Source organism: Chryseobacterium sp. UYP7 (genome assembly GCF_056279225.1).
In genome coordinates, this window is record NZ_JBWBQW010000007.1 from 116,483 (window position 1) to 135,231 (window position 18,749).

Here is an 18,749-nt window from a genome sequence, read left to right on the forward strand (position 1 = left end):
AAGAAAAATCACCTTCCTTTTTCGGGGATTTTTTTGGCGTTGATATCGCCGGAATTATTAAAGAAAGTATATTCTGAAAAATCATCTTTAGCCTTCATTCCATTTGCGCCAATTAAAGTTGATCCATCTTTATCGGTAACAAAAACAGTATCTGAAGTGTAAATTAATTTTTTATTCTGATCCCAAAAAACCGATTGCATTGCGAACATTTGATTTTCATTTGTCGTAATTCTTACATTTCCTTTTGCCTCGTAAAATTTCTTTTTTTCATTAAACTTGGCATATTTTGCAGTGATTTTTCCGGGAACCAGTGGTTTTTTTTTATCGTAAAAAAGAATATTTATTCCTTTTCTTGCTACAATATAAGGCGAGTCAACATATTCGAATTTCTCAATAAGTTCTGCTGTCGCACGTAATTTCACCATACCCGAATCGCGCTGTACGATCTTAGCATTATTTATGATTTGGGACGGAAAATTATTTTTCTGATTTTTATTGATGGTGGTAAGATCTTCATCACAGGAATTTAAAACAAAAAATATAGCACAACCCAAAAGGACGGCTATATTTTTATAGAATATTTTTCTGTAACGATTCATTCTTTAATCATAAAGAGTTTTTCTAAACCATTTATCGGCAAAATTAAGTCCGATTCTTACGTTCACAAAATTCTGACGAATCAAATTATTACTCAATGTTCCTCTTTTACCTAACTCAATTCCAAGATCGATTCCACTCATTCGGCTTGCACCCTTATTTTCGAAAGGAAGTGTTAAACCACCGGTTAATGCAAATTGATTCACATTATTTCCGTTGAAGGAGAGATTTCCTTTTTCATAATAAGCTCCGTATCGGTAAGTAACTCTGGAAAAATAACTTCTGAAATTGTTAAAATTCGGAATATACCAACCACCTGCAGCAATCTTATAAGAATTTTCGTTAGCGAAAGGTTGGCCTAAAAACTGAATATTTTCTCCTTTCTTAAAATCGAACTGCGTTCCCATGAACCACTTCGCATCTCGCCCGTAACCAGCTCCCAAAGAAAACTCCATCGGAATAAGATTCTTATCATCGCTATTACGTTCTTCAATAATGCTTACGTTATTCTGGATTTGTCCAGGAGTGTAGAAATAAGTGCTGTTCACATATCTTGTTTCCATTTGACCGGTATTACCAAAGGTGTAGGTCGCGCCCAGTGTCAGTTTTTTATCCGTTTCTAATAATTTCTGATAAACAGTTCCAAGGGTGAAATTAAAAGTTTTAACTTTATTTTTAGTTTCGTAACCATTAATAAGCTCTGCCGTTGAGTAGGTAAGTTCATTAATATCATAAAGATTACCGAAGTAAAAATTACTTCTTAAACCCAATCCGAATTCAGGTGAGATCTGATATGATAATGCAGCCTGAACAGTACTTAAAGTTCCTTCACCGCGAAAAAGATTAGCTTTAACAGTTCCGTTATCAAGTGTTTCGGAACTCAAAACTGAATATTTTTTTGAGCTGTAAGGTTGATATCCTAGACCAAACTTAACTTTAGGAGCAAGAGGAAAAGCAATCGAAATATTAGATAAATAAGAAGAGTGTTTAGTAACACTCATATTATCATAATTCGATTTGAAAAAATTATTTTCATTCGATCCTTCCACTTTTATAGTGGTTAATTCTAAGTTTTTGTTAGCAGCTGGATTGCTAAAATTAAAATTGTTAGCAAAATCCCAAATATATGCTGTAGAAATACCGCCCATCGCATTCACATCTGTCGTATTATCATACTTTACATCCCCAATTCCAAAGGCAGCATAAGGAGAATTACCAATCGTTTGAGCATTCAGTAAAAAACCGACTGCTACGAGTGGTAATACAAAAATTCTTTTCATTCTCTATTTTTAAAAATAATGCGCAAATATCTTAAATATTACTGAATTGAGGAAATTTACTTTGGTTAAAGTTTGTTAAGGAGCGTCATTAATACACGCTTAATTTCAATATTGAACATTTCACGCTAATGTAAAAACATGCTTTTTAAAGTACCAAATTTATTCCTGAAATTATAATTTGACGTATTTAAACGAACATCGAAACAGGAATTTTGATTTCTCCAACTCTGTGAAAATTATTTATCTTTGAAAAATGAATTGGGAACAAATTGTAGGTCAGGAAAAACTAAAAAATCTTTTAAAAGAAAGCATAGCCGACAATAGAGTAAGTCACGCCCAGCTTTTTTTAGGAAAAGAAGGTTACGGAACTTTACCTTTGGCAATGGCTTTCGCAAAGGAGGTCTTTCGGAAAGAAAATGTACATTCTTCCTCCAAAGTTGAACACTTAAATCACTTAGATCTGCATTTTAGTTTTCCTGTTTTCAAAGAAAAAAATGCCGGGCTTTCACAAAATTTTTTATCTACTTTCCGTGAGATGATATTGGCAAATCCATATTCTAATATGGAAGACTGGACAAAAATTCTTGATTCAGAAAATAAACAACTTACCATTTATGCAGATGAAATAGATGAATTAAATAAAAAGTTTGCCCTAAAAAGTTTTGAAGGCGGCAGTAAAGTGCTTATCGTTTGGCAAGCAGACAAAATGAATATTTCTGCAGCAAACAAGTTCTTAAAGTTTCTGGAAGAACCGCCAAAAGATACTTTAATCATTTTGACCGCAGAAAATGCTGATTTTATATTACCAACGATTCTTTCCCGTACACAGCTTATCGAAATTCCAAGAATCCAGGATCAAGATATTGAGGTTTTTCTGCGAAAGGATTTTCAGTTAAGTGAAGAAAAAGTAAAGGAAACCGTATTTCAAGCGCAGGGCAATTGGAACAACGCTCAGAAGCTTTTGTTAGCCGAAAATTCGGATTCAGAATTTGAAGATCTTTTTGTTGTTTGGGTCCGGGAAGCTTTCCAGGTAAAAAAGAAACCGGAGTTTTTAAAAAATATCGTTTTTTGGGGCAGAAATGTTGCAGGTTGGAATCGCGAGAAACAAAAGAATTTTTTAGATTACTGTTCCGAAATGTTCCGTTTAGCGTTGCTCCAGAATTACGGAAATGAAAAGCTGGTCTATAAAAAAATAGATTCCGGCGGTTTTAAGTGGGATCGTTTTTCTAATTTTATTCATGGTGCTAACATTGAGGCTATTTTAGAAGAAATTTCCGAAGCAGATTATCATCTGGAAAGAAACGCCAACGCAAAAATCGTATGGACCGATCTTGGAATTAAATTATCGAGATATATTCATAAATCAGCGTAAAGAAAAAGAAGTGAACAAATTGCTCACTTCTTTTTCCAAATTTTTTAAAAATTATTCCCAGTCAGGCATTTCTGCATTGCTGAACAGCAGTGTTCTTGGATATTCTGTATTGGTATCGCTGAAAGTTAATTTATAAATATTCTTTGGGGAAATACCATCGTTAGAAGTGTTGGTGAAAATAACTTCGGCATCGTTAGGCGAAAATCGTGGATCCAGATCATTTGAACCCAAGGTTTTTTTACTAATCGTTGAAATATCTGTAACAACATCGGTATTTAAATCATAAAGATAAATCCGGGAATCCAACTGCCGGTGATTGGGATTTTCGTAACCGGAGAAATCTCTGGTATAAAGCAATTTATTGCCTGCAATCGAAAAATTTAATCCTCCTGCAGCTCCGGGCTGGCCGGTTAAAATTGTTTTCATCACCATCCCGAGAGGATCAATAATAAAAACTTTAGCATTATAACCATTTACGTCATTTGTTTTCAGGGCGATTTTTGAACCATCGTTGCTCCAGTCACATTCTGTAATGAAATTTCCGTCGGTAGTGGTATAAATTAAAGTAAGCCCGCTACCATCTTTATTTATTTTGTACAATTTATTAAAACTTGGATACAGTAATTCACTGCCATTTGTACTCCAGCAAAAATCCAGATCTTCGTAGTTATAGCCCAGAACAGGTTGTGTTGTGGTAACCTGACTCACATTTGAACCGTCTTTTTTAGCAGTGAAGATTTGGGTGCTGCCGGAAACAGTGCGTAGAAAAGCAATTAAATTCGCATCATTATTGAGTTTCGGTCTCCAACTATTTACTGTATTCGGTGTAAACTGGAAATTTACTCCTGCTTCTGTACTGGAAATTATATAATAACTAGAGCCACTTTTTTGTACATAATGAAACCTGTTATTAGGTGTGTCTGAAACTTTAAACTGTCGAATTTCGCTGTAAACATCGGGATTTATAGTGTCATTTGCTACAACTTGCCAAAAGTAGGTAACTCCAAAAATCAAATTATCTAGCACGTAGCTTTTTGTTTTGATATCTGCTTTATCAAACACGATATTATTCAAACTATTTTTTACGATAACTCTAAATTTTAATTTTAATGAATCTGCGGGATCGGGATCTGTTGATGCCCAAGTTAACGTGACAGAAGTGGGTTGATTTTCCGATTGATCCGCAGGAGTTAAAAGTTGTGGTACCGATGGTGGTGAATTTAAAGAATTATCATCGGACAGTTCAAAAACAACACTTACGCCGACATCAGTTTTCACATTCACTCCCTGAAATGTTGATAAATAACCAGTAAGTTCAGCTTTTACAGAGTAGTCTCCAAGAGGAACTTTTTCTATGATGAATGTTCCATCGGTTTGCGTGAAAACAGTTTGCGTAGTGGGAGAGGTGTACACTTTAACATTCGCAAGTGGAGAATTAGTTCCTCTTTTTACTACTTTTCCCGTTATTGTTCCCGTGGTTGATACCCCAACTAAATCTTCACTACAAGAAAAACAGCAAAGAAAAAGCAAAGCGCCTAAAAATATAGATAGTAAAGTTTTCATAGTTTATTTTTTTTGGTTGAACTTTTTCGCCTGTTTGATATAATAGTTGATTCCGATTCCGATATGCAATGCCTGATCTTTTCGTTTTCCATTGATGAATTCATCCCAGTTATCATCAAAACCCATGTCATACTGAGCATTGAGTCGTACCGCAAGGTTGCTGTCCATTAAATATTCCAGACCACCACCAAATTGATATTTAAAGAAATTGGTCCCATTAAACATAGATCCAATTCCGGCATAGGCATAAGGCGAAAAGCTGAATTTTGGCAGCAGTAGATACTCAAGATTCACATCGGTATACATAAAATTATTTTTTACGATCCCTTTATTTTCCAGCGTTTCGAATCCTACACTTATTTCCGCATTGAGGTGATCGTTCAGGAAATATTTAAAACCTGCTTTCCCACCAAGTTTCATTAATGGATCTTTGTAATCTCCTTTTATCATATCGCCATTTGCCAGAAGCAGTATGGACGCTTTCGATCTTTCTTTATCATCGAACTTATTTCCGGCCAATTGATTTGTATTTTTAAGCTGTTCCGCATGGTATTTTTGAAGCAGCAGATTGAGTTCTTTCTCATGTTTTTGCTGAATGCGGAACGTTCCGTCTTCTACACTTTCTAAGATTAAACTGTACACCGCTTTCTCGATTGCTTGAGTTACTGCTAAACTTACAGGTTCATTTTGCGTAAAACCCATTTCTGCTTCCAGAATTCGATCGGTATCGATATATCTGAAAAAACTCCCATTAACAGTAGTTGACAGAATGTTTTTGGAGGTATAAATGGTTTTCATTATTTCTCCGGTCATGCTGGAAACAACTCTTATATAAACAGTCACTCTGTCTTGTCTGTATTGAGTTCCGCCACCAATTCCGAAATATCTGGCTCCGATTCCGCCCGTCATTACATTAGTATCATAGGAAATTATTCCGCCTTCCAGTAGAATTCCGGCATAGAGTAGTGGTGGAAGCTGATCACTGATCACTGTTTTGCCGTCTTTGGCAACTTCATATTCTTTTCTTGTGGAGCGTATGATCTGCCGCTCATTCAAAAGATTGCCAATATTTTCCCTTTCAATAGGGCGGAACCATTTGCTGTCTTCCAGTGCTTTTAGTAAAATGGATGTTGTCCCTTGCGGAATTGCAGTGCTCCAGTTACTGCCATTTTCCGCCATTTTATATTGACCGGTCTGATCTTTAAATTTGTAAACTCCAATTACTATTTTATCATCCGGAGCGGGAAGATCTTTTAGTTGTTTGGTATAAGGAGTCATTTCCCCCAATGTAGAAGGATCACCTTCTGCAGGGAGATTCATCATCGTGCCGCAACTTTCCAAAAATCCGACCAGGCTGAGGAGGAGTATGATTCTGATTGTTAATAAATAATTCATGATATTAATTCTTTAGTTCGGGATTATAATTTCTGATTGTTCACCTGTAGATGTATTTAAAATTTTTACTATTAACCCTCTGTCAGTCTGTGTAACTTGTATGTACATGGAACCGAAAGTGTAATTTCCCGGTTTTAAGTTTCCGTCTCCGAACTGATCTCCGAAGAGTTTTGAAGATAATTGACTCAATAACTGTCTATTTAAACTTTCTGTAAAGCTGTCTAATGAGCTTAGTGAATCAAAAGAATTGGTTGCCTTGAACTGGTTTTGCGTAGCGGCAGAACTCAATAACCATTGATAATTAAAAGTATCTCCGCCAAAGGCTGGATTGATCGGTTTGTAAGAGAATTGTTGTCCAAAAGTGAACGCTGTTCCCAAAACCAAATAAAAAACAAGTGTTTTCATAAAAAGTGTTTTTTTGTTAATAAATAAAACCTTTGTCGTCGACTTGTCTGTCGTTGTCAAATTTGATAAGACTTGCAATTGTTTGTTTTACGGCATTATCTAAATAATCATCTTCTGGTCTGGCCATGAAGGTGAAAATATTTTCATCGTCAGCAAAAACCTGTAGTTGTGTATTGCTGCCTGTAGAGCGGATCTCAGAAATACTTACGCGAAAATTAAATACCATCGAATTCAGCATCAGAAGGGAATAAACTCTGTCATAAAAATCATCACCCACGCGTGTTTTTGTATCATTAATGACTACACTTTTCATCATCATATTTTCTTCATTCGTCTTCTTTTCATAAGATAAACTCTTCGCAAAACTTTTCGCATTCAGTTCTAAACTATCTTTGGCAATAACCGCTGATGTTTTTTCGTCTTTAATGAAGAGATACACTTTTAAGCCATCATCTTTATTCACATTTATTGATATTTCCGAAAGAAGCTTGGTCTCCTTCGGAAGCAGCGTAAATTTATTTTGCTGTTCAGAAGATGACATGTTCTTCTTACGGTCTTTTTTTACAGCAAGAAATATATAGTTGAGCGATCGATAAACTTCACTTTCATTTTTTACAGTAGCCTTTAGATTCATTGTTCCCTCAATATTATCGATCTCAATTTTTGCAGTTACCCCTTTAATTTCCTGTGCTTTTCCGTTAATTCCAAGGATCAAAAAGAGAACTGTACCGAGGCATGAAATAAAATTTTTCATATTTTATTTTTAAAAATTAGTAGTGTCGTACAAAAATCATTTTATCATTCGTTTTTAAATTGATCTGCATCTCTTTGGAATTTCCGTTATTTCCTGTAATATCAATGTAGTTATTACTGCCTTCTACATTTACTTTTTGTTTATTTTCCAATTCAGGATTGGTGTTTGTCATTAAAGTATTATTAAAATTGCCTGTTTGCCGGATCATTAGATCACTTCTTTTGCTTTTGTCATAAACTGAAGCATTGTTATTATTTCCTACTTGAATTACGGCAGTTTTTGAAGAAGCGGAAGAAACGGTCTGATTATTAGAATTTATGTAATTCAGCACGTTTTGACTGTTGATGTTACTGAAGCTGATGCTTTGCGCGGTAATAAGATAACTGCAGCAAAATAGCAGGATTAAGATTAATTTTTTCATGATATTATATTTTGGATAAAAGGGAGAAACTATTAATAGTTTCTCCCAAAGGATGAATTAATATCAGATGGTTAGGTTATTAACAACCGCCTCCTGGGTTCTGTGGACATTTTGGATCTGGCATATTAGGAGCGTTACAGCATGAACCACCATCAGAGTTTCCTGATTCTTGGAAAATGTCTTGGGAATTGTTGTTACCTAATTGCATACCCACGTGATCATGGTTGTTACCTTGTTGTAATACTACAATAGCATTATCACATCCTTCTTGAAAATCTTTCGCATAATTTCTGTTACCTTCTTGAGTTTGTTTGATAGTGTTTCTATCTCCAATTTGTTCAGCAAGTAATTTGTTATCATCGCCAACTTGTTTTTGAGTAATTTTATTGTCATATCCAGTTTGTTTAGCTTTTGCACTGTTACCATCTCCATCTTGATTTTGAGAGATCATATTGTCAGCACCGTTTTGCCAAGCTGAAGTAAAATTATCATCACCTTTTTGTTTTTGAGTAACTTTGTTATCATTACCATATTGTGTAGAAGACTCTTCGTTACCATTACCATTTTGATTTTGAGCTACTTCATTTCGGTTACCACACTGCAATGCATAAACAGAATTGTCATTACCAATTTGTTTTTGTTTTACAATATTGTCATTACCGTACTGTTTTGTAGTAGCGTCATTTCTGTTTCCTAACTGGTAGGCGTTGTTGGAGTTTCTTTTACCACTTTGGTAAACCAATTCATCATTTTTGTTACCCTGGCTCCAGGTTACATTTTTATTGAACTTTCCGTACTGGGAAACATCAGCTTCGTTTTTGTTTCCGGCCTGCGTAATTTTGTCGGAATTTTGTCTGCCGTGCTGATCAACATTTGCACTGTTGTTATTCCCTGTTTGCGATGTTACATCATGGTTATTTTGTGAATAACCGTACGTAACTGCCATAAGTGCGATTGCACCTGCTAATAATTTTTTCATGGTTAAAAAATTTTGTTGGTTAGTTTGTTATACAAATGTAGAAGGATGCACATTTAAAAGAATCACCGAAAATAATGAATTGTCTAAAATCATTAAAAACTATGAGACTCATAGTTAAAACACCTGAGCAGATTTCGGCTTTCACCCTAAAGATGATGTTTGAAGGATTTCTCCTCAGATCTAAATGTTGTATTTATTCTCGATTTGAATGTCCTCTAAATAGATTCATGAAAAATTATGTCAACATCATTATTTAGAAATTCGATGAAAGTCATTTAACGATAAACTTGGAAACTTATATTGTTTATTAGTTTTCTTTTTTTACCTTTGCCCTAATTATGAGTTCAAACACAGAATTTTTATCAAAAGTTGCCGATCTTTTTGCCCTAAACGGCGCGAAAACGCTCACAATGGATGACATTGCGAAAGAGTTTTCGATGTCGAAAAAAACACTGTATCAGTTACATAAAAATAAAGAAGATCTGTTGACAGAAGTTTTAGATCATAAATTGGATCTTGTCATAGAAGCGCTTCTTTTAAATGATGCAAAAAGCGATAATGCAATAGAAAGAATGTTTTTGCGGGAAAGAGATTTCGAAAGCTTTTCCCGAACCAATAAAACCACTTTTATTCGGCAGTTGATTAAATATTATCCTTCTATTTATAATCAACATATTTTAAGCATTGACGAAAAGATCTCAAAAATAGTTACCCACAACATTAAGCTGGGAAGAAAACAGGGGTTATACCGAACTGATTTTGATGAAAGACTTTACATCAAATTTCTGCTTCAGCTCATGTTTTCCTATGAGAATTCTCCTTTGTTTGAAAACGAATCCAGTGGCAGAGAATGTTTTTGCTTTGAGGTAATGGTTTTCTACATTCATTCCATCGCTACGAAGAAAGGAAAAGACTTTTTATTAAATTTTGATTTTAAACTGGAAGATCAGAAAATTTTGAAATAAAAGAAATTTCTTTCAAAAAAAAAGTAAAATGTATCGTAAAACGTCCCTATTAAATAATAACTCAATATAAAATGACCAACTGGAGAAAAATGGCCCTCGTCACAATCTTAGCGATTTCAACCTCAGGATTGAAAGCGCAGCAGACTGTCACGCTGAAACAAGCCATAGAATACGCGCTTCAAAACAAAGCAGAAGCACTGAAAGCAAAATTAGATATTCGTAACGCAGATTATCAGATCATGGAAGCAAAATCTAATGCTTTACCACATATATCTGGTGTTGCAAACCTTACCTTTAATCCATTATTGCAGAAATCTGCTTTAGATGTTGGTGCATTTAGTGGTGGACCAACTAATATTCAGTTAATTTCTTTCGGACAAAAATGGAACGCCGGAGCAGGATTGCAGTTGTCCCAGGCCATTTTTAATCAGAAAGTTTTTATCGGTCTGAAAGCTGCCAACTCAACCAAAGAATTTTATCAGTTAAACGGCCAGTTGACGGAAGAGCAAATTATAGAAAGAGTTTCCAACGCTTATTTTCAGGTTTTTACCATTCAACAGAAACAGGAAACTTTAGAAAGCAGTTTCACAAGTACTGAAAAAGCCCGAAATATTATTAAAAGTTTATTTGATAACGGGTTGGCTAAAAAAATTGATCTGGATAGAACTAATGTTAATTTAACCAATATCAGTACGGTAATAACCCAACAGCAAAACGGAATTAACCAGGCAGAAAATGCTTTAAAATTCTACATGGGAATGCCTATTGAAACTAATATTGAGCTCGTAAAATCTGATATGGAAATTACGCCGCATTTATTAGAAAATGTTATTGGAACAGATGAAAGATCCGAAATTAAAGTGCTAAATAAGCAGAAAGAACTTTTAGCGTATAATAAAAAAGCGGTTGAAGCAGATTATTACCCAACGGTTAATTTAAATGCTAATTATAGCTATCAAGGTTTGGGAGATAAATTCCCTTTAACTAATGGATCTAAAAATGGTGTTTTCTGGTCAGACTATTCTGCAATTACGCTCGGTGTTAATATTCCTATTTTTAATGGTTTTGCGACGAAAGCCCGGGTGGCAATGGCGCAGATCGAACTTGATAAGTTAGATGTTGATATCTCCGACACTAAATTAGGTTTAGACTTATCTTACCAAAACGCAAAATCTCAGATCGAAAACAGTCTTTCTGCTTTGGAAAATCAAAAAGCTAACGTTGGTCTTGCAGAATCGGTAACATCAAATACAAAAAGCAATTACCAATACGGTTTAGCCACGCTTACTGAATTACTGGAAGCAGAAAATGCTTTGGTAGAAGCGAAAAATAATTACAGCAACGCCATCTTAGATTACAAAATTGCAGAAATACAGTATTATAAATCCAAAGGTGAACTAAGAACTTACATTAAATAACTAAGAAGAAATAATTCAGATGAAAGCAAGACCAATAATTTATAGTGTACTAGCAATAGTGCTGATCGTAGCGGGAGTTTTTACCCTAAGAAATAACAAAGCAAAAAATGAAGCAGAAACTGCGATCGTTTCAAAAAAAAATACAGATATCGTTGTCAACGTAACGCAGGCAAAATTTGAACATATAACGAATGATTATTCTTCAAACGGAACATTTGCCCCTTATCAGGAATTAGCGTTCCCGTCTGAGATCAGCGGGAGAATCGTTAGAGTTCTTGTTGATGAAGGCAGTTATGTAAAAGTGGGACAAACCGTTGCAACCATCAAAAAAGATCAGTTAGAGGTAGATAATTCCAACGCCAACGCAACTTACCAGAATGCCGTAGTTGATAATCAGCGTTACGAAAATGCTTTTAAAACAGGTGGCGTTACAAAACAGCAGGTCGATAATTCAAGACTTCAGGTTAAAAATGCCAGAGCACAACTTCAACAGGCTAATTTGCGAATTGGAGATACGAATGTTCGTGCAAGTATCAGTGGTATTATTAATAAGAGATTAATCGAACCAGGTTCCGTTGTTTCTCCCGGAACGGTAATGTTTGAGATCGTAAATGTTTCGAGACTTAAATTGAAGGTAAACGTAAATGAATCTCAGGTTGCGAGCATAAAAGTGGGCGACGAAATAGCTGTTAAAGCAAGTGTTTATCCGGATGCAGCTTTCAACGGAAGAATTAGTTTTATCGCGCCATTGGCAGATGCCTCTTTAAATTTTCCTGTAGAAATTGAGATCAATAATTCTTCAGAAAATAAACTTCGGGCAGGAATGTACGGTACGGCAGTATTTAATGCTAAAGAATCCGGAACTGCTCATGCAATGTTGGTTCTACCGAAAGATGCTTTTGTAAACGGTGTCAGCAGTAACCAGGTGTTTGTTGTACAGCCTAATAATACGGTGAAATTAACCACACTTGTAACCGGAAGAATTTTCGGAGATCAAATTGAAATTCTGGAAGGAATCAAAGACGGACAAACCGTGGTTACTACAGGCCAGATCAATCTTATCGACGGTTCCAAAATTAAAATTGTTAAATAGAAAAGATATTTGATGACTGAATGAAAGCGTAAAGTTTTATTCAAAACATCACCATCTAAAATCTAAATAAATATATGAAATTAGCAGAAATATCCATAAAACGTCCAACATTAATTATCGTATTATTTACGATACTTACTTTGGGCGGTATATTCAGTTACAGCCAAATGGGCTACGAATTGATCCCAAAATTCGAGATCAATGTAGTCACGATTTCTACGGTTTATCCCGGTGCATCGCCCAGTGAAGTAGAAAGTTCCGTGACCAAAAAAATTGAAGATGCAATTTCTTCTTTAGAAAATGTAAAGAAAGTAGAATCAAAATCCTACGAAAGTCTTTCACTCGTAATGGTTACGCTTAATTCGGGAACCGATACAAATTATGCTTTAAACGATGCGCAAAGAAAAATTAATGCGATCGAGGCAGATTTACCGGAAGATGTGAAACCGCCTTCCTTATTAAAGTTCTCCCTGAGTGATTTACCAATTATTACGGCTGGAGCAACTTCTACACTTCCGCAGAAAGAATTTTATGACCTTTTAGATAAAAAAATTGAACCCGTTCTTTCCCGAGTGAAAGGTGTGGCGCAGGTAAATCTAATTGGTGGTGAAGAAAGAGAGATCCGCGTAAATATGGATCAGGCTAAAATTGAAGGCTATGGTTTATCGGTTCCCGAAATTCAACAGGCGATCTTAAGTTCCAACTTAGATTTCCCGACAGGGAACATCAAAACCAGAAACAATACTACGATCATTCGTTTATCCGGAAAATATAAAGATACAAATGAACTTACGAATTTGGTCATCAAAAGTAAAAACGGTTCTCAGGTAAGATTGGGCGACGTTGCTTTTGTAGAGGATTCTCAGAAAGATGTGGAAAAAATTGCTCGCGTCGATCAAAAACCTGCAATTATTCTTCAGATCATCAAGCAGTCAGATGCAAATGCCGTTGAGGTAAGTGAATTGAGTCGGGCAGCAATTGAAAAAATTCAGAATGACTACAAATTGCAAAACGTAAAAATTGATATTGTTAATGACAGTACGAACTTTACCCTCAATGCAGCAAATAATGTAACCCACGATTTACTTATTGCAGTTTGTTTGGTAGCCATTGTAATGTTATTATTCCTGCACAGTATTAGAAATGCATTTATCGTAATGGTTTCTATTCCGGCCTCCTTGGTGGCGACATTTATTGGAATGTATCTTTTAGGATATACTTTAAATTTAATGAGTTTATTGGGACTGTCATTAGTTGTTGGTATTTTGGTCGATGATGCGATTGTGGTTCTCGAAAACATTTACCGCCATATGGAAATGGGCAAGAACCGGGTAAGAGCAGCCTATGATGGAACCCGGGAAATTGGTTTTACCGTAATGGCTATTACTTTAGTTATTGTGGTAGTATTTTTACCGATAGCATTAAGCACAGGTTTGGTTTCAAATATTATCTCCCAGTTTTGTGTCACGGTCGTTATTGCGACCTTGTTATCCTTGCTTTCATCCTTTACCATTGTACCGTGGCTTTCTTCAAGATTTGGAAAACTGGAACATCTTACAGGAAAAAACTGGTTCGAAAAATTCATCTTAGCTTTTGAAAAACGTTTGGATGCATTTACACACTGGATTTCTGGTCTTTTGGAATGGTGTTTAAAAAACTGGAAAACAAAATTGATTTCTTTGGGATTAGTCGTTATCTTATTCTTTAGTTCATTTACTTTGGTTGGCTTAGGCTATATTGGTGGGGAATTTTTCGCGAAGATCGATAAGGGAGAATTTTTGGTACAGATAGAATTGCCAAAAGATGCCTCGATCGAGCAGTCTAATTTCATGACGCAAAAAGCAGAAAAATATTTGGCGAGCAAAAAAGAGGTAGAAAAAATTATTACAACCGTTGGTCAAACCAGCGATGGAGTGGGTGGAGCACAGGCAACCGCTTACAAATCAGAGATTGATGTTATCTTGGTCGGGAAAGATAAAAGAGCAGATAACTCTTTTGTTTATGCCGCAAAATTGAAAAAAGAATTAGAAAATGTATTAGTCGGTGCGAAAGTAAAAACCGTTCCCGTTGGACTGTTGGGTGCAGAGCAGGCTCCGTTAGCTTTAGTGGTTACAGGACCGGACTTAAAAAGCGCAATGACGTTTGCGAGAGAGGCCGAAGCGCAGTTAAGAACAATCGAAGGTTCTTCTGAAGTTAAGCTAACAAGCGAAGGCGGAAATCCCGAAATTAATGTTCAGGTAGACCGAGATAAAATGTCGTTGTTAGGATTAAATTTACAAACCGTTGGTCTTACAATGCAAACCGCATTTAGTGGAAATACCGATGGTAAATTCCGTGCTGGAGATTACGAATACGATATTAATATTCAATACAATCAAAAAGGCCGGTCGACAATTAATGATGTTAATAACCTGATCTTCGTTAATGATCAGCAGCAGCAGATCAAACTAAGTCAGTTTGCAACCGTTACAGAAAGTTCGGGACCGAGTTTCTTAGAGAGAAGAGATAAAGCTCCTTCCGTAACGATCGAAGCACAAACAATTGGTAAAACAACCGGAACCGTTGCAGCAGAATGGGAGGCGAAATTCAGCAAACTGAAAAAACCAACCGGAGTTAATTATATCTGGAGTGGTGATCAGGAAAATCAGACCGAAGGTTTCGGAACTTTAGGAATCGCTTTAGCAGCTGCAATTATCTTAGTTTACTTGGTCATGGTTGCGCTTTACAATAGTTTCATTTATCCATTTGTTGTATTGTTTTCTATTCCTTTAGCCTTGATCGGAGTACTTGTAGTTCTGGCTTTAACCAACAATTCACTTAATATCTTTACCATTTTGGGAATGATCATGCTGATTGGTTTGGTTGCGAAGAACGCGATTATGATTGTCGATTTTACAAATATCAGGAAAGCAGCCGGCGAAAGTACGTACCGCGCTTTACTGCAGGCGAATCACGCCAGATTAAGACCTATTTTAATGACGACAATCGCAATGGTGATCGGTATGATTCCAATTGCACTGGCATCAGGCGCTGCCGCCGAAATGAACAACGGTTTAGCCTGGGTTATCATCGGTGGATTGATCTCCTCATTATTCCTGACTTTGATCATTGTTCCCGTAGTTTATTCCATCTTTGATGGTTTAATTTACAGATTCTCCAAAGACAAGAAAGTAGATTATGAAGCAGAAATGACTGCAGATTACACGCCGCAAGAATTGAGCGAAGATGGTTTCACAACCAAACATACGATGTAATATTTTTAAGGTTTAGTTAGAGAAGAAGCCGTTTCAAATTTTGAAACGGCTTCTTTGTGTATTTTAAACAGTTATTTATTTTTAGGAGCGCCCAGTTTTCAGCCTCTCATAAAAATGGGTCCCGCTTTCCACTTTATCTTTTGCTCGTCCCTCGTCCTCACAAAAGGATGCCGTTTCACTCGGGGCTACAACAAAAGTTAGAGTTATCAACCTTACTCAAAAAGCAGGTAAGTAAGTAGGAAGAATCTGTGGAGATCTGTGTTATCCGTGAGAAAAAAAGAGTGCTAAATTATAGAATAAATTAAGAAATTAATCTGAATTACAACCAAAAGTATTTTTTTCAAGTTTCAAACTTATCCAAAAAAAAGAGTAAAAAAAATCGGTACAGATCTGCGCCATTCGTGAGAAAAAATCAGTACAAAATTAAAAATTAAATCGTGGGATTAATTACGCTGTTTCAAACAAAAGAACTAATAATCTCAATCCTAAAAAGAAATTAAAATCTTCAAAAATTGTTTTGTGTTAAAAGATTCAAAAACCGATCTTCTTAAATAGTTTTCATATTACTCTTCTCAAAAACATCAATTTTCCGCTGAGCAAGTTTCAGGAATCTGATCACAAGAAGCACAGCAGAAATTGTTAAACCTAAACCTAGCGCGATCCACATTCCAAAGGCACCCATTTTTAAAGTGACGGTTAGAACATATCCCAAAGGAATCGTGATTACCCAATAAGCAACAAATGTAATAATCGACGGGATCTTAACATCCTGAATTCCACGGAGACAACCCAAAGCCACAACCTGAACTCCATCTGAAAGCTGAAACAGCGCCGCGATGATCATTAGTTTTGCTGCGAGTTGAATAACTTCGATATCTTCTTTCTGCGTGAAAAAAGTCGGTAAAACATGTCGGAACACAATAAATAAAATTCCGCAAATACCCATAAAGATAAAGACGATCTTCATATTGTTTATACCCACTTCCTTTAATTCTACAAAACGCTGCTCCCCTAATCTTCGGCCGATCATAATGGTAGAAGCCACACTAAGACCAATACAAAGGTTAAATGTAAACGACGCCATCGAAAGTGCGATCTGATGCGAGGCAATATCATTTGCAGAAACCAATCCGCAGATAAATGCCGCGGCAGCGAAAGCCGTTATTTCAAAAAACATCTGCAAAGCAGTTGGAAGTCCGAGTTTGACCAATTTCTGGAACATCTTCTTCTGAAAAAGCTTTGCTTTCAAACTGAAATCTGCCATATATCTTTTGGTTGCAGGATTCTTTTTCATAACAAAAAAGAGAAAAATGACCATAAAAACTCTCGCAATAAACGAGGCGTACGCAGAACCATCCACGCCCAAAGATTGCATGAAAACGCCTTTGATAAAAATATAATTCAGGATGATGTTGATAACATTTGCGATGATAGTAGCTTTCGTAACGCCAACCGTAAAACTTAACCCTTCAGAAACTTCGCGCATTGTTTGAAACATCATAAAAGGAATAATACTTATGACCGTAATACGCAAATAACTTTCGGTATCAGGAATGATTTTTTCCGGTTGGTTGAGATGGTAGAGAAGTGGCAAAGCGGCAAGCATAATAATGACCAAAGCTAAACCAACCGTCATGTTTAGTACAAAACCATGTCGGAAAATCCGGTTGATCGCCGTATGATCATTTTTTGATTGCGCTTCTGAAACCAAAGGTGGAATAGCAAGGGAAAAACCCAGTGCCAAAACAAAAATCGAAAAGAAAACTCCGTTAGCAAGTGACACCGAAGCCAATGCATCTGCACCCAGAAGTTTTCCTACCATAATATTATCAAAAAGCTGCACAGAAACCTGCCCGACCTGAGTAATCATTACGGGTATTGCTAGTTGAAATAGTCTTTTGGTATGTACAGGATTAAGAATTGGCATGTGCTGTTAAAATAAAATTTGCAGCAAAAATACTGCAAACTTTCTCAAAACGATAAGATTGTGTCTAATTATTTTCTTACAAAACTGGCAACGTCATCTGCCGAAACAGGACTGGAACCTAAAATAATTAAACGTTCTACAACATTTCGCAACTCGCGGATATTTCCTGTCCAGTTAAAATTCTCCAGACTTGTTATTGCTTTGTCATCAAAAGATTTTAGCGCGGTGCCATGCTCTTCTGAAATAATTTTAGCGAAATGAGCGACCAGCATTTTAATATCCTCTTTTCTTTCGTCCAAAGGCGGAACATAGATCTCAATTACAGAAAGTCTATGATAAAGATCCTCGCGGAATTTACCGGCCTTTATTTCATCGTGCATATTTTTATTTGTCGCTGCCAAAATACGAACATCTACTTTGATTTCTTTATCACTTCCAACCGGAGAAACTTTGCTCTCCTGTAAAGCACGCAAAACTTTTGCCTGAGCAACCAGCGACATATCGCCGATCTCATCTAAAAATATGGTTCCGTTCTGTGCAAGTTCGAATTTTCCCTGCTTGTCTTTTATAGCGCCCGTAAAACTTCCTTTAACGTGACCGAATAATTCAGATTCTATAAGTTCCGAGGGAATCGCGGCACAGTTGACTTCGATCATCGGTCCTTTACTACGGTCACTTTGGGCATGAATGGCATGAGCAACCAATTCTTTTCCGGCACCGTTTGGTCCTGTGATCAAAACTCTTGCATCAGAAGCTGCAACCTTTTCAATCATATCCTGAATCTTTTGCAAAGCAGGAGAATCGCCGATCATCTGGTACTTTTTATTTACTTTTTTCTTTAAAGTCGTATTTTCTACCTTAAGATGTTGATTATTTTTCTGAAGAATTCTCTTATCTAAAGCATTTTTAACACTCGTGATCAATCTGTTAATATCGATAGGTTTACTAATAAAATCGTAGGCGCCTTCTTTAAGACAGTCAACAGCAGTGTCGATATCGGCGTGTCCGGAAATCATAACAAATGTTGTTTCCGGTTTTAGCTGAAGAGCCTGTTTCAATAATTCTGTACCCGAAAGTTTTGGCATCTTAATATCTGAAACAACCAAAGCGTAATCTTCTTTTTCAATCATTTTAAGACCTTCCAAACCATCTTCGGCAATTTCGAATTCATAATCACCCAGCTCATCCGAAAGGATGCTCTGCAGTACGCCAGAAATGGCTTTTTCATCTTCAACAATTAAGATCTTTTGCATTAATTAAAATTTATGGATTTAATAAAAATTTAGTTTAAAATTTGCAAATTATGTAGCAATAATCATACCCAAT

Annotated in this window: 15 protein-coding genes; 5 read left to right on the forward strand and 10 right to left on the reverse strand. The window is 36.0% G+C overall.

The annotated features are described in order from the left end of the window. Window positions 1-8 precede the first annotated feature (8 nt). Both lptC and bamG read right to left on the reverse strand, forming a co-directional pair. Window positions 9-599, reverse strand: a complete 591-nt coding sequence (lptC, locus tag ACZ9HT_RS13985; protein WP_476041110.1) for an LPS export ABC transporter periplasmic protein LptC — start codon at window positions 597-599, stop codon at window positions 9-11. Between the two features lie 3 nt (window positions 600-602). After that, the gene (gene bamG, locus ACZ9HT_RS13990) at window positions 603-1,877 is read right to left on the reverse strand and encodes a BamG family beta-barrel-assembly machinery protein (protein WP_476041111.1); all 1,275 of its coding nucleotides are present in this window, start codon (window positions 1,875-1,877) and stop codon (window positions 603-605) included. A 253-nt stretch (window positions 1,878-2,130) separates the two neighbouring features. On the opposite strand from bamG, the gene ACZ9HT_RS13995 reads away from it, so the two are divergent. After that, window positions 2,131-3,249 (forward strand): DNA polymerase III subunit, encoded by a 1,119-nt coding sequence (locus tag ACZ9HT_RS13995; RefSeq protein ID WP_476041112.1) that lies wholly within the window; start codon window positions 2,131-2,133, stop codon window positions 3,247-3,249. 51 nt (window positions 3,250-3,300) lie between these two features. Here the strand turns inward: ACZ9HT_RS13995 and ACZ9HT_RS14000 are convergent, their stop codons facing one another. The 6 genes from ACZ9HT_RS14000 to ACZ9HT_RS14025 all read right to left on the reverse strand — a co-directional run bounded on the left by ACZ9HT_RS14000 (window position 3,301) and on the right by ACZ9HT_RS14025 (window position 8,766). Next, window positions 3,301-4,812, reverse strand: coding sequence for a carboxypeptidase-like regulatory domain-containing protein (locus ACZ9HT_RS14000; RefSeq protein ID WP_476041113.1), 1,512 nt, complete (start codon window positions 4,810-4,812; stop codon window positions 3,301-3,303). 3 nt (window positions 4,813-4,815) lie between these two features. Further along, entirely contained in the window at window positions 4,816-6,207 is a 1,392-nt protein-coding gene (locus ACZ9HT_RS14005) for a CsgG/HfaB family protein (protein WP_476041114.1), read from the reverse strand. Between the two features lie 12 nt (window positions 6,208-6,219). Beyond that, a complete protein-coding gene (locus ACZ9HT_RS14010) occupies window positions 6,220-6,612 on the reverse strand; it encodes a curli assembly protein CsgF (protein WP_476041115.1) in 393 nt (130 codons plus the stop codon). A gap of 16 nt (window positions 6,613-6,628) precedes the next feature. After that, on the reverse strand, window positions 6,629-7,366 hold the full coding sequence (locus ACZ9HT_RS14015; RefSeq protein WP_476041117.1) for a CsgE family curli-type amyloid fiber assembly protein: 738 nt from the start codon (window positions 7,364-7,366) through the stop codon (window positions 6,629-6,631). Window positions 7,367-7,382: 16 nt separating this feature from the next. Beyond that, entirely contained in the window at window positions 7,383-7,787 is a 405-nt protein-coding gene (locus tag ACZ9HT_RS14020) for a hypothetical protein (protein ID WP_476041118.1), read from the reverse strand. 79 nt (window positions 7,788-7,866) lie between these two features. Then, a complete protein-coding gene (locus ACZ9HT_RS14025) occupies window positions 7,867-8,766 on the reverse strand; it encodes a hypothetical protein (protein ID WP_476041119.1) in 900 nt (299 codons plus the stop codon). 338 nt (window positions 8,767-9,104) lie between these two features. Here ACZ9HT_RS14025 and ACZ9HT_RS14030 point away from each other — a divergent pair, with 338 nt between their 5' ends. The 4 genes from ACZ9HT_RS14030 (at window position 9,105) to ACZ9HT_RS14045 (ending at window position 15,496) form a co-directional block, all read left to right on the forward strand. Next, on the forward strand, window positions 9,105-9,731 hold the full coding sequence (locus ACZ9HT_RS14030; protein WP_476041120.1) for a TetR/AcrR family transcriptional regulator: 627 nt from the start codon (window positions 9,105-9,107) through the stop codon (window positions 9,729-9,731). 71 nt (window positions 9,732-9,802) lie between these two features. Continuing rightward, window positions 9,803-11,149 (forward strand): TolC family protein, encoded by a 1,347-nt coding sequence (locus ACZ9HT_RS14035; RefSeq protein WP_476041121.1) that lies wholly within the window; start codon window positions 9,803-9,805, stop codon window positions 11,147-11,149. Between the two features lie 19 nt (window positions 11,150-11,168). Continuing rightward, on the forward strand, window positions 11,169-12,242 hold the full coding sequence (locus ACZ9HT_RS14040; protein WP_476041122.1) for an efflux RND transporter periplasmic adaptor subunit: 1,074 nt from the start codon (window positions 11,169-11,171) through the stop codon (window positions 12,240-12,242). 74 nt (window positions 12,243-12,316) lie between these two features. Continuing rightward, window positions 12,317-15,496, forward strand: a complete 3,180-nt coding sequence (locus ACZ9HT_RS14045; RefSeq protein WP_476041123.1) for an efflux RND transporter permease subunit — start codon at window positions 12,317-12,319, stop codon at window positions 15,494-15,496. 547 nt (window positions 15,497-16,043) lie between these two features. On the opposite strand, the gene ACZ9HT_RS14050 is transcribed toward ACZ9HT_RS14045, so the two are convergent. Further along, window positions 16,044-17,423, reverse strand: a complete 1,380-nt coding sequence (locus ACZ9HT_RS14050) for an MATE family efflux transporter (RefSeq protein ID WP_476041124.1) — start codon at window positions 17,421-17,423, stop codon at window positions 16,044-16,046. Between the two features lie 68 nt (window positions 17,424-17,491). Next, entirely contained in the window at window positions 17,492-18,676 is a 1,185-nt protein-coding gene (locus tag ACZ9HT_RS14055; protein WP_476041125.1) for a sigma-54-dependent transcriptional regulator, read from the reverse strand. Window positions 18,677-18,749: the final 73 nt, after the last annotated feature.

Excerpts from the sequence above, each read along its gene's own strand:
- lptC (WP_476041110.1), bottom strand. The coding sequence starts at position 599 with ATGAATCGTTACAGAAAAATATTCTATAAAAATATAGCCGTCCTTTTG.
- bamG (WP_476041111.1), bottom strand. The coding sequence starts at position 1,877 with ATGAAAAGAATTTTTGTATTACCACTCGTAGCAGTCGGTTTTTTACTG.
- ACZ9HT_RS13995 (WP_476041112.1), top strand. The coding sequence starts at position 2,131 with ATGAATTGGGAACAAATTGTAGGTCAGGAAAAACTAAAAAATCTTTTA.
- ACZ9HT_RS14000 (WP_476041113.1), bottom strand. The coding sequence starts at position 4,812 with ATGAAAACTTTACTATCTATATTTTTAGGCGCTTTGCTTTTTCTTTGC.
- ACZ9HT_RS14005 (WP_476041114.1), bottom strand. The coding sequence starts at position 6,207 with ATGAATTATTTATTAACAATCAGAATCATACTCCTCCTCAGCCTGGTC.
- ACZ9HT_RS14010 (WP_476041115.1), bottom strand. The coding sequence starts at position 6,612 with ATGAAAACACTTGTTTTTTATTTGGTTTTGGGAACAGCGTTCACTTTT.
- ACZ9HT_RS14015 (WP_476041117.1), bottom strand. The coding sequence starts at position 7,366 with ATGAAAAATTTTATTTCATGCCTCGGTACAGTTCTCTTTTTGATCCTT.
- ACZ9HT_RS14020 (WP_476041118.1), bottom strand. The coding sequence starts at position 7,787 with ATGAAAAAATTAATCTTAATCCTGCTATTTTGCTGCAGTTATCTTATT.
- ACZ9HT_RS14025 (WP_476041119.1), bottom strand. The coding sequence starts at position 8,766 with ATGAAAAAATTATTAGCAGGTGCAATCGCACTTATGGCAGTTACGTAC.
- ACZ9HT_RS14030 (WP_476041120.1), top strand. The coding sequence starts at position 9,105 with ATGAGTTCAAACACAGAATTTTTATCAAAAGTTGCCGATCTTTTTGCC.
- ACZ9HT_RS14035 (WP_476041121.1), top strand. The coding sequence starts at position 9,803 with ATGACCAACTGGAGAAAAATGGCCCTCGTCACAATCTTAGCGATTTCA.
- ACZ9HT_RS14040 (WP_476041122.1), top strand. The coding sequence starts at position 11,169 with ATGAAAGCAAGACCAATAATTTATAGTGTACTAGCAATAGTGCTGATC.
- ACZ9HT_RS14045 (WP_476041123.1), top strand. The coding sequence starts at position 12,317 with ATGAAATTAGCAGAAATATCCATAAAACGTCCAACATTAATTATCGTA.
- ACZ9HT_RS14050 (WP_476041124.1), bottom strand. The coding sequence starts at position 17,423 with ATGCCAATTCTTAATCCTGTACATACCAAAAGACTATTTCAACTAGCA.
- ACZ9HT_RS14055 (WP_476041125.1), bottom strand. The coding sequence starts at position 18,676 with ATGCAAAAGATCTTAATTGTTGAAGATGAAAAAGCCATTTCTGGCGTA.